Genomic DNA, 12,719 nt, shown 5'->3' on the forward strand with positions numbered 1-12,719 from the left:
ATGTCGCCTTCCCCATTTTCAAGCGCCACCACGACCATGACGTTTACCATCAGCGACGCCGCCTACGGCACCGACACCCCCGCAGCAAAACAAGCCATGTACGCGGACTTGCGCTCGCAACTGCAAGGTCTGCTGTCGGGCGAGAGCGACCTGATCGCCAATACGGCCAACTTCAGTTCGCTGGTCTTCAACACCATGCCGGGCCTCAACTGGGCCGGCTTTTATTTCCTCAAGGGTGATGAACTGGTGCTGGGGCCGTTCCAGGGCAAGCCCGCCTGCATCCGCATCAAGAAAGGACGCGGCGTGTGCGGCACCACGGTGGTCGAAGGCAAGTCCATCGTCGTGCAGGACGTGCATGCGTTTCCCGGCCATATCGCTTGCGACGTCAATTCCCGTTCCGAGCTGGTGGTGCCCGTGTTTGCCAACGGCCAGATCATCGGCGTGTTCGACCTCGACAGTCCATTGACGGGCCGCTTCGACGACGTCGATGCGCAAGGCGTCGAATCTTTGGTGCGCGTGCTGGAAGCGGCTATCGTTGCCGAATAATCAGTTGCCCGCCTTGACGGCGATGAATTCGCCCTTGCCGACCGTGGCCAGGCACGTCGTGTAGCGGCTGTCGGCGCGCACGGCCTTGATGAAGCCGGCCATGTCCGCGTAATGCGAACTGGCGTTGTCGACCACCAGAACGCCGCCGGCCGCCAGCGCGCGGTCCAGCTGCGGCCACCATTGCGCGTATTGCTGGCGGGCGGAATCGAGGAAGATGAAATCGTAGGCGCCGTCCGCCGCATCGCGCAGCACGTCGCCCGCGTCCGCCAGCAACTGGCCGATCACGCCCTGCAATTGCGCGCGCACGAAGTTGTCGTGCGCCATGTCGAACTTGTCCTGCGCCTTTTCCACCGTCACGACCTTGCCGCCCAGCGCCTGCACGGCGCGCGCCAGCCACAGAGTGGAATAACCGTTCGAGGTGCCGATTTCCAGCACCCGCCGCGCGCCGCGCGCGTGCACCATCACGGCCAGCAATTCGCCCGTGTCGCGCGTGATATTGAGCATGCGGCTGGCGCGCGCCGTGTGCGCCGCATCGTTGCTGTTACCAAATGCTTCCAGTTCACTCAACAGTGTATCGATGCTGGGCATGGCGCCTCCTTGTTCAAAACACCAGCATAGCAAAAAAACTATGCCGGTGCGCGGCGCAGCGGACGTTTCAGATACTGCACCATCACCACGCCCAGCAGGGTCACGCCGCCGCCGATGACGTCGTAGCTGTGCAAGGTTTCGCCGAGGAACAGCATGGCGATGATCACCGTGAACACGGGCAGCAAGTTCATCAAGGTCGTCGCGCGGCTGGGGCCCAGCTTGGCCAGGCCATGCATCCATAAAAACGGCGCGATGATGGACGCGGGGATGCCGGCAAACAGCACCAGCGGCAAGCCGGCACTGGTGACGGGCGGCGCGGACTGGCTCAGGTAATACACGAACAGCACGGGCACGGCGCACCACACCTGGATCAGCAGCGAATGCCAGTTATTCAGGGGAATCTTCCAGCGCTTGAGCAGCACGCCATAGCCCGCATACGACAGGCAGGCCAGCAGCATCAGGGCGTCGCCCACGGCCGCGCCATGGGCGATCAGGGCGGCCGGGTCGCCATGGCTGAGCAGGTAAGCCAGGCCCAGCAGCGACACGAGGCCGCCAAACACGCCGCCCACGGTGGGCGCCTCACCGAGCAGCAGCACGGACAGGCCCACGGCCAGCAGCGGCATCATGGATCCGAGGATGCCCATGTTGGTGGCCGTCGTCGTTTGCGCGGCGATGTAGGCGAGGCACTGGTACATGACCATGCCCAGCATGCCCAGCACAAACAGCTTGCCCAGGTAGGGCTTCACCACGGCCCGCTGCTTCCACACGGGACGGGCAAACACGAGCGCCAGCAGCACGCCGGCCAGCAGCCAGCGGTAGAACGAGATGGCGGCCGGATCGATCACGCCGACAGCCATCTTGCTGACGATGGTGTTGATGGCCCAGATCAGCACGGCGATCACGGGTAACAGATAGTGCTTGGCTTGCATGCGGCGGACTCCAGTATTCAAGACCGCCATTTTCGCATGGTCCGATTCCATGGATATAATGCATACCGGACAAACGATGCGAAGAACAGGACAAAAACACCATGGCCAGCAACCAGCATTTCCCCGCCGTTTCCGACGTCCTGCCCTATCCCGTGTATTTCCGCCTCGACGATTACCACGCGCACCAGCAGTTCGATTACCAGAGCCATCCGTGGGGACAGCTCACGTATTGCTCCACGGGCGTGATGGAAATCATGGTGGCGGGCCAGCGCTACCTGTCGCCGCCCCAGTACGCCGTGTGGATACCGCCCGAGACCTTGCACGACGGCTATATCCGCCAGGATGTCGTGTTTCACTCCGCCTACATCGATGCCAGCCTGTGCGCGCAACTGCCGGCGCAGCCGTGCGCGCTGGTATTGAGTCCCCTGCTCAAAGCCATCCTCGGCGACTTTGCCGAGCGCAACATCACCACGCCCGCCACGGAAGCCGACCAGCGCCTGGCGCAAGTGCTGGTCGACCAGTTGCAGCTGGCGCCGTGCAGCCGCAACTACCTGCCAGGCAGTGACGAGCCCGTCATCGCGGCGCTGCTGGCCGCCCTGCAGGCGGAGCCGGGCAGTAACCGCTCACTGGCCGACTGGGCCGCGCAATTGCATGTAACGGAGCGCACGCTGGCGCGCCGCTGCCAGCGTGAACTGGGCATGCCGTTCGGCGAATGGCGCCAGCGCCAGCGCTTCCTGGCCGCCCTGCCCCTGCTGGAACAGGGAGACACCGTGCAGGCGATCGCGCTGGAACTGGGCTACAGCACGGCTTCCGCATTCATCGCCATGTTTCGCCGCCAGAGCGGCGGCACGCCCGACCAGTTCCGTCGCGGCCTGCGCTGAAAAAGCGGGTCCGCGTTGTCATGGTTTGTCATATTGGGATGCTAAAATTCAAACATCTTTCCAGAGAGCAAAAGGACGCGCATGAACCCCAGCACCGACACGGCCACCGATATCCAGGGCAGCGAGGACATGCCCCAGGCATCAGCAATGGCCGTGACAGCGCCCATCCGCCTCGAGAAAGAAGACGTCCCCACGGTGCTGGGCAAGCTGCGCTCCCTGGTGCAGGACAAGACGCGTTTCGAGCCGCACGACATCACGCCGCTGGGCGAGGAAGACGTGCTGCAGGAGTTTTCGCTGCAGGCGAACTATGCGCTCGAGGCGCGCTTCGAGCAGCGCGTCATCAATGGCTATTTCACGCCAGCGGGCAATGACTGTCGCTGCGGCTCCCATGAAGTGGGAGCGCTCGCTCACGCGCAGGAAAAGGAAAGGCTGCGCCGCGCGGCGGGCAAGCTCGACAATGACTTGCGCCAGGCAGGCCAGGCCTACAACGGCGTCGAGGCGGGCGTCTACCTGCCGCACGCCGTCAAGTACTGGCACCTGGACACCTGCGGCAACTGCCATGGAAAAGGCCGCATCGGCTGCCACACCTGCCACGGCGCGACGACGGAAACGTGCTGGAACTGCCACGGCGGGCGCACCGTCAGCTGCGACGCGTATGGCTGCTACGGCAGCGGCAAGGTATCGTGCTCGTATTGCAGCGGCAGCGGCACGGTGTCCGAACAAGTCACCGACTACATCACGGTGCAAGTGCCCACTACCACCTACAGCAACGGCAGCTCGCACACCAGCTACCACAGCGAAACGCGGCCCCAGTACCGCACCGAATACCGCTCTTGCTACCATTGCAGCTACGGCAAGGTCAGCTGCAACACTTGCCACGGTTCCGGCAACATCAATTGCGGCACCTGCCGCGCCAGCGGCAGTGTCACTTGCCGCACCTGCAGCGGCGTGGGCGACTTGCGCTGCAACCCGTGCGACGGTTCCGGCAAGGTGGGCAAGGCGGCCTGGGTCGATGTGCACGTGGCGCCTGGCTACAGCGTCAGCCTGCCCAAGCAGGCGCCCGACGACGCGCGCCGCATCCGCGACAAGGAGAGCGTGCACTCACTGGCGGCCATTGCCAGCAGCCTCGCCCTGGCGAAAGTGAGCATTTACAATGAAGACCAGCCGCAGGAAGTCGACGCCCTGTATGGCGGCAAGCTGCGCATCGTGCGCCTCGATGCATCATGCAACGCAGAAAAGCACCACTTGGTGGCGTACGGCACGGACTTGCGCTGGCTGACCCTGGACGACATCGTGGAAAAGCTGCTGCGTGGCGACCTCAAGGCGCTCAGCGACGCGCTGGCCGGCAGCGCCGACGACGGCCTGTTCTCGGCCCATGTACAGGGCTTACTCACGCCGCTGCGCGACGTGGCCGCCTCGGAACTGAATGCGGACGTGATCGAATCGGTGCTCAGCGGCGACGCGGACCACGCGCACGTCGACGTCGTCTCCGCCGACTATGCCAACAATGTGCGCACCTGCGTGCTCGGCGCCCTGCGCCAGGTCTACACGCGGCTGGCCAAGCAATTCTGGTGGAAAAGCGCGCTGGCCGCGCTGGCCGCCGCCATCGCCACGTGGTTCTTCGCCGGGCGCGGTGCGGCCGCCGTCGCCGGCTTGCTCGTCACGGGCGCCGGCTACTGGCTGTTCAACCGCAAGGTCAAGGCTGTGCTGAGCGAGGCGCTGGGTGGCGAGCGGCAAGCCGAACGGGCCATGGGCATCGCCGGCAAGGGCCGCCGCAACCAGCTGGCGCAGGTGCTGATCCTCGCGCCCGCCACTCTGGCCGTGCTGGCCGCCAGCTATGGCTTGCCCGTGCGCGTGCGCCCGGCTGCTCCACCGCCGCAAACGGCCATGGCCTCGGCGCCCGTCGCGCCCCATGCGCCAGCCATCGTGCCGCAGGATGCGAGCAGCGCCAAGGCCATCAAGCTGTACGAAAATGGAGACAAGGCGCAGGCGCTGGCCATGCTGGAAAGCCTGGTCGGCAAGGGCGACGCCGGCGCGTATGGCCTGTATGGCTGGATGCTGCTGATGGGCGAAGGCAAGCCCGGTCCCGTCACGGCGCCGACGGCGCAGCAGCGCGAAGCGCGCCAGGTGGCTGCCAAGCCCCTGATCGGCAAGGGTCTCGTGAAGAACGACAGCTATGCGCTGACGGCGAAAGGCGTGATGCTGGCCGAAGGCTGGCAAGAGCCGCGCAACATGGCGCGCGGACTCGACCTGCTCAAACAGGCCGCGAACAAGGGCAATGCGCAAGCCATGCATTTGCTGGGGCTGTACCACGTGCGCGGCTACCAGATTCCCGTCAACCACAAGGAAGCGCGCAAATGGTTCACCCTGGCCGCCGACAAGGGCAGCGCGGGCGACATCTACAACCTGGGACTGATGGACTGGGAAGGCGCGGGACTGAAACGCCCCGACCGCGCCAGCGCCATGCAGCGCTGGAAGATCGCCGCCGCCATGGGCGAAGAGCGCGCGATCAAGGCGGTCGCCCAGGGACAGCCTTAAGCGGCGGCTGCCGCCAGCGCTTGCAAGGCCATCGGATTCGGCGTTGGTTCGGCGATTTTCGTCAGCAGGTTGCGGTCCGTGTGGTGGAACGGTTCGTCCTTGCCGCGGATGAGCATGACCGTGTCTTCATCGTAGCCCCACGTGCCATCGGCGTGGATATCGACCTTGATCCGATATTCGACGGTGGTGAACGCGTGTTCGAGGAAGGGGTTCGAGCAGATGCCGTACGCCGTCGAATCGCGCTTGGCCACCAGTTCGAAACTGGTGGCGTCGGCCGTCGTCGTGCCGGACGCCATGGCGATCTGGCCGCGCGGGATGGCCAGGGTCTGGATCACGGCGCCCGTGGCCGGCTCCCACAGCCAGTAGCCCACCTGCTCATGATACGTCTTGACTTGATCCGGCTTGGTGATGTGGATGTAGTAGCGCAAGCCGTAGAACAGTTGCGGGCCGTTGGTGACGGGGTCGATCGGCTGCAGTTCGATGCGTTCGACGAAGGCCTGCTTGCGCGGGCCGTCCGCTTTCGGCTTGACGTCCAGGCCGCGCGTGCCCGTCCAGATGCCGGCCATGCCCGTCAAGGGGCCCAGGTTGTTCAGGGTATGCACGTCGGCGGACGGCTCGGTGTAGATATCTTCGGGAAAATCGCTCATGCGGAAGTCTTCAAAATGGGGCAACAGTGCTTGCCGCCATTGTAAGACGCAGGGCACTCTCAGGGAAAGAGCGCGATGTGGCGTTCGATGAATAGCAGGGCCGCGGCGGCCAGCGCGGAGCGCTGCGCTTCGAACACCGTTTCGTCGCGCGTTTGCAGCAGATTGGCGGCCACCTCGGGCAGGTCCAATGCGCCGGCGATGAACGCCGCCACCGCGTCGATATTCGCGTACAGGGCGCTGTCGTAGCCTTCCCAGTCCACATAGGCCAGCCACTCGGCCAGCATCACCATGCCGGCGACGGGCGGCGCCAGGGCCGCGATGCGCTCCGCGCGCAGCACGCTGTCGCTGCCGATGCCTTCCTGCTGCAGCACGGCCAGCGCCACGTGCTGCAGCGCGTCTTCCGGATCGCGCCGGTATTTGTTCAGCAGCCGCTGCGTCAACGTATAACGTTCAGCGTCGATGCCGCGCAGGGCGGCCGCCACGTCGTCATCATGCAGCGCCAGGTGGCGCGCCGCGCAAGCGACATCCACGCCGGCTTTCGCGGCGACGATATCGGTAAGCTGCTGCCGGCGCGCGTCATCCATGCTTACACCTGCGGTTCGGTCAAACCGGTCAGGGTAAAGATTTCAAAACCCGTTTCCGTCACGGCCAGCGAGTGCTCGAACTGCGCCGACAGCGAACGATCTTTCGTCACCGTCGTCCATTTGTCGGGCAAGACCTTGACCTGGTAGCTGCCCACGTTGAGCATCGGTTCAATGGTAAAGATCATGCCCGGTTCCAGCACGATGCCCGTGCCGGCGCGGCCGTAATGCAGCACTTGCGGCGTGTCGTGGAAGACCTGACCCACGCCATGGCCGCAGAAGTCGCGCACGGAGGAAAAGCCCTGCGCCTTGGCCACCGCTTCGATGGCGGCGCCCACGTCGCCCAAAGTAGCACCCGGGCGCACGGTGTGGATGCCGGCCATCATGGCTTCATACGCCGTGTTGACAAGGCGGTTGGCGAGGATGGAGACGGTGCCCACCTTGAAGGTGCGGCTGGTGTCGCCGAACCAGCCATTGAACTTGGGCGTCACGTCGATATTGAGGATGTCGCCCACTTTGAGGATCTTGGTTTCGGACGGGATGCCGTGCGTGACCACGTGATTGACGGAGATGCAGCTGGCGTGCTTGTAGCCGTGGTAGTCGATAGTGCCCGGGATGGCGCCGGCGGCGCGCATGAATTCTTCGCACAGGGCGTCGAGCTTGGCCGTCGACACGCCCGGCTTCACGAAAGGCGTGATGTAGTCAAGCGTGTCGGCGGCGATGCGGCCGGCCGCGCGCATGCCGATGAAACCTTCTTCGTCGTGCAGGGGGATTTTCTTGCCGTGTTCAAGCTGGGTGGAATAGCGCATGGGGATTCTTTTCTTTGTTAGTGTGATGTGGTGTGGGCGGCCCAGCCGCGCACGGCGTCGTGCGAGGCGCGCAGCATGGCGTCGACGCTGGCCGGTATCGGCCGCTCCTGGGTCAGGTAAGGCTTGACGACGGCCACGGGCGCGTCGATCAGGACGAATTTGAGCAGCATGTGATCGAGGTCCAGTTCCGTGGTGGCGGGCATGGCTTCGGCACAGCGGACAAAGCAGGCGTCGAGCGCGGCCTGCTCCTCTTCCACGGCGGCCAGCAATTCCTCGCTGAGGCCATTGCTGAAATCGGGGCTGTCCGCGCATTGCAGCAGGAAGCGCGCATACACGGGCTTGCGCCGGCACCAGTCCAGCAAACCATGCACGCCGGCCCACGTATCGCCACCGAGCCAGCGGCTGGCCACTTCCTCGCGGAAGTCGCTTTTTACGCGCAGCCAGGCGCGCGCCAGGATGGCGTTGCGCGAATCGAAGCGGTGATATACGGAGCCGATGGGCGCACCGGCCTTGACGGCAATGGCGGCCATCGAGACGGCGCCCACGCCGCACTGGGCGGCGACGGCGATCGCGCTGTCGATGAAGTTGTTTTCGTTGAATTTAGCAAGTCTGACCATCCAAATAGAATACAGATTCTATTTGAATCCGTCAAGCGGCCCGGTTCGCTGAGAAACACGTCCAACGCGACTGGCCTTGCTGCCTTACAATGGTATGCACGAACCGCCACAAGGAGAATCCGCTTGCTTACGCCCCCCTTCATCGCCTCCTCCCGCTTCGACGATCCACGCCTGGCGCTGGAACAGGTGCAAGCCATTTATCGCAGCAGCATCGAACATTTGCGCGATGCGCTGCAGCGTTTTGTCGCCGGCGAAGACATGCACGAAAGAGTGCGCGCCTGCTACCCCTTCGTGCGCATCCAGACGGATACCGTGGCGCGCGCCGACTCGCCGCTGGCCTACGGTTTTGTCGCCGGTCCCGGCGTGTTTGAAACCACGCTGACGCGTCCCGACCTGTTTGGCGATTACTACCTGGACCAGTTCACCCTGCTGCTGAAAAACCATAACAGCGGCCAGAAGGTGCACCTGGAAGTGGGCGTGAGCGCCCAGCCCATCCCCGTGCATTTCTCGTTCGCCGAACATGACCATATCGAAGGCAATATGGACGCGGGCCGCCGCCTGGCCATGCGCGACCTGTTCGACCTGCCCGACCTGTCGGCCATGGACGACGGCATCGCCAACGGCACGCATGAACCGGCGCACGGCGAAGCGCAGCCGCTGTCGCTGTTCACGGGGCCGCGCGTCGATTACTCGCTGCAGCGCCTGCGCCACTACAGCGGCACCTCGCCGCAACATTTCCAGAACTTCGTCCTGTTTACCAATTACCAGTTCTACATCGACGAATTCATCCGCCTGGGCCACGCCATGATGGACCGCGCACCCGATGCGGCCGCGCCATCGGACGACGACGGCTACATCGCCTTTGTCGAACCGGGCAATGTGGTCACGCGCCGGGTCGGCCAGACGGTCGAGAGCGAAGATGCGCTGGGCGCCGCCCCGCCGCGCCTGCCGCAGATGCCTGCCTACCATTTGCTGCGCGCCGATGGCAGCGGCATCACCATGGTCAATATTGGCGTCGGTCCCGCCAATGCCAAGACCATCACCGACCATATCGCCGTGCTGCGCCCGCACGCCTGGCTGATGCTGGGCCACTGCGCCGGCCTGCGCACCACGCAAAGCCTGGGCGACTACGTGCTGGCGCATGCCTATGTGCGCGAAGACCACGTGCTCGACGAGGATTTGCCGCTGTGGGTACCGATCCCGCCGCTGGCGGAAATCCAGCAGGCGCTGCAAACGGCCGTGGCGGAAATCACCCAGCTGACGGGGCATGACTTGAAACACATCATGCGCACGGGAACCGTGGCCAGCACGGACAACCGCAACTGGGAATTGCTGCCGCAGCGCACGCCGGAGCGCCGTTTCAGCCAGAGCCGCGCCATCGCGCTCGATATGGAGAGCGCGACCATCGCCGCCAACGGCTTCCGTTTCCGCGTCCCCTACGGCACCCTGCTGTGCGTGAGCGACAAGCCGCTGCACGGCGAAATCAAGCTGCCCGGCATGGCCAATCACTTCTACCGCGAGCGCGTCGACCAGCATCTGCGCATCGGCATCCGCGCCGTGGAACTGCTGCGCCGCCAAGGCGTGGACCGGCTGCACAGCCGTAAATTGCGCAGCTTTGCGGAAGTGGCGTTCCAGTAACAGCCGCCTTTGCCAATGCCAGCCGCCCTCTCCGGGCGGCTTTTTTTTGCCCGGCACCCCACCTTGCACGGTGTAAATGTCGTCACAAAAAAACAACAGCTGTCTAGACAGGTAACGGGTAAACACCAAACTTTCAACGATCATTTTACCCAATTACAAATTTAATTTATTTAACAATTGAATTTTGGCACTTTCCTGCCTGACACAAATAAAATTCATCCACCTTCATTCTCATTTGTGCCATGCGCATGCGCAAATATCCGGCATTTCTTGACAGTCAAGATCAAAAAATGGTCTGATGAATTGCAAATTTAAAATACTAAATTTGTAAACATGGTCATTTTGAAAATAATTTCAAATAGCTAAATAAAACCCTAAGGAAACTTAAGTTTCCTAGTTGGAGGATAGACAATGATTGAAAAGACATTAAACAAATCCTTGCGCATGATGTTTGCCGGCACCTTGGTCATGAGCGCAGGTTTCATGCACCAGGCCGTCCAGGCGCAGGAAGCCAAGGCTGGCGAGGAAAAAGTGCAGCGCGTGGTCGTCACCGGTTCCGCCATCAAGCGCGTGGATGCGGAAACCGCCGCGCCGGTGGAAATCTACAGCAAGAAAGATATCGAGCGCACGGGCGCCACCAGCGTCGCTGAACTGGTGCGCAACCTGGCTTCCATCGACATCAATGACCAGGGCGAACTGAGCGCCAGCTCCCCATCGGGTTCGGGCACCACCAACATCAAGATGCGCGGCTTGAGCGAACGCAACGTGCTGATCCTGTTGAACGGCCGCCGCCTGCCGACCAATGCGCTGGCTGACGGTTCCGGCGCAGGCGCCGCGGTCGACGTCAACGCCATTCCGCTGAGCGCTCTGGAACGCATTGAAATCCTGAAGGATGGCGGTTCGGCCATTTATGGCGCCGATGCCGTTGCCGGCGTGATGAACTTCATTACCAAAAAGAATTACCAGGGTCTGGAAGCGAAAACCAGCTATGGCCAAAGCTCGCGTTCGGACGCCAAGGAAAAGACGGCCAACCTCGTGTACGGTTTTGGCGACTATGACACCCAGGGCTTCAACGTGCTGGCCACGGTCGACGTGTTCAAGCGCGACCCGATCTACCGCAAGGACCGCGACCTGACCAGTTCGGCCGACTTCCGCCGCTTTGGCGGTCCTGATGGCCGCAGTGGCTACCATCCTAGCGGCAATATCAGCGGTGGCGGCACCCTGGTGCCTTGCCCGGCAGGCGATATGAGCCCGGACGGCTGCCGTTTTGACGTCAACAAGACCTTGCTGACCTCGACCAATGGCGCCGACCGCGTCAGCGGCATGCTGATCGGCAGCCTGAAGATCAGCGACAGCATCCGCGCGTTCGCGGAATTTACCTATTCCGAAAGCAAGGACGACTTCTCGTCCCAGCCTGCGCCAGGCAACTTCAAGGTCGGCAACCAGACCGTTGCCGGCCGCTTCATGCAAATGGGACCGCGCCAGACCAACCGCAAGGGCACGATGACCCAGTTCTCGACGGGCCTGGAAGGCACGACGCGCGGCATCGACTGGGACGTGGCCATCGGCAAGGGCGTGAGCAAGGCCACCAACCGCGATTCGAACTATGCACACTACGACCTGTTCAACGAAGCGATCGAGAATGGTTCGATCAACCCGACCCGCACCGACAATCCGCAGGCAGCCGTCGACAAGATCCGCCTGACGCCTACGCGCGCCGGCAAGTCGGAACTGACCTTCTTCAACGCCAAGGCATCGGCGCCGATCATGGACCTGGCAGGCGGCGCGATGGCTTACGCCGTCGGCGTGTCGTACAACAAGGAAACGCTGAGCGACCAGCCCGACCAGAACCAGATCGATGGCGTGGTCTTCGGCAGCATTCAGCAGGCTGCCGTGAAGGCGGACCGCAATTCCAAGGGCATCTTCGGCGAACTGTCGATTCCTTTCCTGAAAAACGTCGAAGCGCAAGTGGCCCTGCGCTATGACGACATCTCGAATGTCGGCAGCAAGACCAGTCCGAAACTGGCCTTGCGCTACCAGCCGCTGAACAACCTGATGTTCCGCGGTTCGTATGCGGGCAGCTACCTGGCGCCATCGCTGAAACAGATGTACGGCGGCGTCGATGCGGGTGCCTACACGACCAGCGATGCGGATATCTGCAAAGCCTTCCCATCGATTGCCGGCAATTGCAAAAACTTCGCCTACTACCAGGTTTCCGGCTCCAACAAGGACTTGAAACCTGAAACGGGCAAGACCTATAACCTGGGCGTGGTGTTCTCGCCAGTGAACTCGCTGACAGCCAGCATCGACTTCTTCAAGATTAACAAAAAGAACGAGATCGGCACCCTGACGGAAACCAAGGCGATCGAACTGGGCAACGTGGAAATCAAGAATGGCGACGCGCGCATCCTGCTGAACAACCAGAACCTGGCCACGACAGAAGTGCGCGGTTTCGATACGGACCTGCGTTATACCTCGCCGCAAACGATGTTCGGCAAGTTCACGCTGCGCAATGCGTCCACCATCTATACCCGCATGGACACCCAGGACACGGCGACGGATCCAGAACAAAGCACGATGAAGACTTTCATGAATCCGAAGTACCGCAACACCTTCACGGCCAGCCTGGAAAAGGACAATATGTCGGGCACCCTGGTCATCCGCACGACGGGCGACATGATCGATTCGGACTTGCGCCGCGACGAAATCAAGCCGGGCACCCGCACGATTCCTTCGCACACGGAAGTGGATCTGACGGGCCAGTACGTGGCGATGCAAAACCTGACCTTCACGGCCGGCATCAAGAACCTGTTCGACAAGATGCCACCGTTTAGCGCGATGGGCGCCGGCAACCAGTACGGCACCCTGGGCTTTGCCCAGCTGTACAACGTACGCGGCCGTTACTTCTACATCGGCGCAGGCTACAAGTTCATGTAATGCAGCGC

11 protein-coding genes are annotated in these 12,719 nt (G+C 62.7%); 5 read left to right on the plus strand and 6 right to left on the minus strand.

Annotation, left to right across the window (positions count from 1 at the left end; translation table 11 throughout):
* Positions 1-36: 36 nt before the first annotated feature.
* On the plus strand, positions 37-546 hold the full coding sequence (locus VM94_RS24470) for a GAF domain-containing protein (RefSeq protein WP_046685823.1): 510 nt from the start codon (positions 37-39) through the stop codon (positions 544-546).
* On the opposite strand, the gene VM94_RS24475 is transcribed toward VM94_RS24470, so the two are convergent.
* Both VM94_RS24475 and VM94_RS24480 read right to left on the minus strand, forming a co-directional pair.
* Positions 547-1,134, minus strand: coding sequence for an O-methyltransferase (locus VM94_RS24475; protein ID WP_046685824.1), 588 nt, complete (start codon positions 1,132-1,134; stop codon positions 547-549).
* A gap of 38 nt (positions 1,135-1,172) precedes the next feature.
* Positions 1,173-2,063, minus strand: a complete 891-nt coding sequence (locus VM94_RS24480) for a DMT family transporter (RefSeq protein ID WP_046686241.1) — start codon at positions 2,061-2,063, stop codon at positions 1,173-1,175.
* Positions 2,064-2,164: 101 nt separating this feature from the next.
* Between VM94_RS24480 and VM94_RS24485 the strand changes: the two genes are divergently transcribed.
* Together VM94_RS24485 and VM94_RS27525 are read left to right on the plus strand one after the other, a co-directional pair.
* Positions 2,165-2,944 carry an AraC family transcriptional regulator gene (locus VM94_RS24485; protein ID WP_046685825.1) on the plus strand — a complete coding sequence of 260 codons (780 nt, stop codon included), beginning with the start codon at positions 2,165-2,167 and terminating at the stop codon, positions 2,942-2,944.
* Positions 2,945-3,025: 81 nt separating this feature from the next.
* On the plus strand, positions 3,026-5,482 hold the full coding sequence (locus VM94_RS27525) for a tetratricopeptide repeat protein (protein ID WP_052755930.1): 2,457 nt from the start codon (positions 3,026-3,028) through the stop codon (positions 5,480-5,482).
* On the opposite strand, the gene VM94_RS24500 is transcribed toward VM94_RS27525, so the two are convergent.
* The 4 genes from VM94_RS24500 to VM94_RS24515 are packed head-to-tail and all read right to left on the minus strand — an operon-like array spanning position 5,479 to position 8,136.
* A complete protein-coding gene (locus VM94_RS24500) occupies positions 5,479-6,129 on the minus strand; it encodes an FABP family protein (protein WP_046685828.1) in 651 nt (216 codons plus the stop codon). The two genes, VM94_RS27525 and VM94_RS24500, sit on opposite strands and share 4 nt — an antisense overlap.
* A gap of 59 nt (positions 6,130-6,188) precedes the next feature.
* Positions 6,189-6,713: a hypothetical protein gene (locus VM94_RS27530; RefSeq protein ID WP_052755931.1), complete on the minus strand. Its 525-nt coding sequence runs from the start codon at positions 6,711-6,713 to the stop codon at positions 6,189-6,191.
* Between the two features lie 2 nt (positions 6,714-6,715).
* Complete coding sequence (map, locus tag VM94_RS24510; protein ID WP_046685829.1) at positions 6,716-7,519, minus strand: type I methionyl aminopeptidase; 804 nt, start codon at positions 7,517-7,519, stop codon at positions 6,716-6,718.
* 17 nt (positions 7,520-7,536) lie between these two features.
* Complete coding sequence (locus tag VM94_RS24515; protein ID WP_046685830.1) at positions 7,537-8,136, minus strand: TetR/AcrR family transcriptional regulator; 600 nt, start codon at positions 8,134-8,136, stop codon at positions 7,537-7,539.
* Between the two features lie 123 nt (positions 8,137-8,259).
* Here VM94_RS24515 and VM94_RS24520 point away from each other — a divergent pair, with 123 nt between their 5' ends.
* Positions 8,260-9,774: an AMP nucleosidase gene (locus VM94_RS24520; protein ID WP_034750639.1), complete on the plus strand. Its 1,515-nt coding sequence runs from the start codon at positions 8,260-8,262 to the stop codon at positions 9,772-9,774.
* A gap of 411 nt (positions 9,775-10,185) precedes the next feature.
* Positions 10,186-12,711, plus strand: a complete 2,526-nt coding sequence (locus tag VM94_RS24525; protein ID WP_046685831.1) for a TonB-dependent receptor — start codon at positions 10,186-10,188, stop codon at positions 12,709-12,711.
* Positions 12,712-12,719: the final 8 nt, after the last annotated feature.

Source organism: Janthinobacterium sp. KBS0711, assembly GCF_000988085.1.
Classification (GTDB): Bacteria; Pseudomonadota; Gammaproteobacteria; order Burkholderiales; family Burkholderiaceae_D; genus Janthinobacterium; species Janthinobacterium lividum_E.

Bases quoted from the DNA above. Each gene is read 5' to 3' on its own strand.
- VM94_RS24515 (WP_046685830.1), bottom strand. From the start codon at position 8,136: ATGGTCAGACTTGCTAAATTCAACGAAAACAACTTCATCGACAGCGCG.
- VM94_RS24480 (WP_046686241.1), bottom strand. From the start codon at position 2,063: ATGCAAGCCAAGCACTATCTGTTACCCGTGATCGCCGTGCTGATCTGG.
- VM94_RS27525 (WP_052755930.1), top strand. From the start codon at position 3,026: ATGAACCCCAGCACCGACACGGCCACCGATATCCAGGGCAGCGAGGAC.
- VM94_RS24525 (WP_046685831.1), top strand. From the start codon at position 10,186: ATGATTGAAAAGACATTAAACAAATCCTTGCGCATGATGTTTGCCGGC.
- VM94_RS24500 (WP_046685828.1), bottom strand. From the start codon at position 6,129: ATGAGCGATTTTCCCGAAGATATCTACACCGAGCCGTCCGCCGACGTG.
- VM94_RS24470 (WP_046685823.1), top strand. From the start codon at position 37: ATGACGTTTACCATCAGCGACGCCGCCTACGGCACCGACACCCCCGCA.
- VM94_RS24475 (WP_046685824.1), bottom strand. From the start codon at position 1,134: ATGCCCAGCATCGATACACTGTTGAGTGAACTGGAAGCATTTGGTAAC.
- VM94_RS24485 (WP_046685825.1), top strand. From the start codon at position 2,165: ATGGCCAGCAACCAGCATTTCCCCGCCGTTTCCGACGTCCTGCCCTAT.
- VM94_RS27530 (WP_052755931.1), bottom strand. From the start codon at position 6,713: ATGGATGACGCGCGCCGGCAGCAGCTTACCGATATCGTCGCCGCGAAA.
- map (WP_046685829.1), bottom strand. From the start codon at position 7,519: ATGCGCTATTCCACCCAGCTTGAACACGGCAAGAAAATCCCCCTGCAC.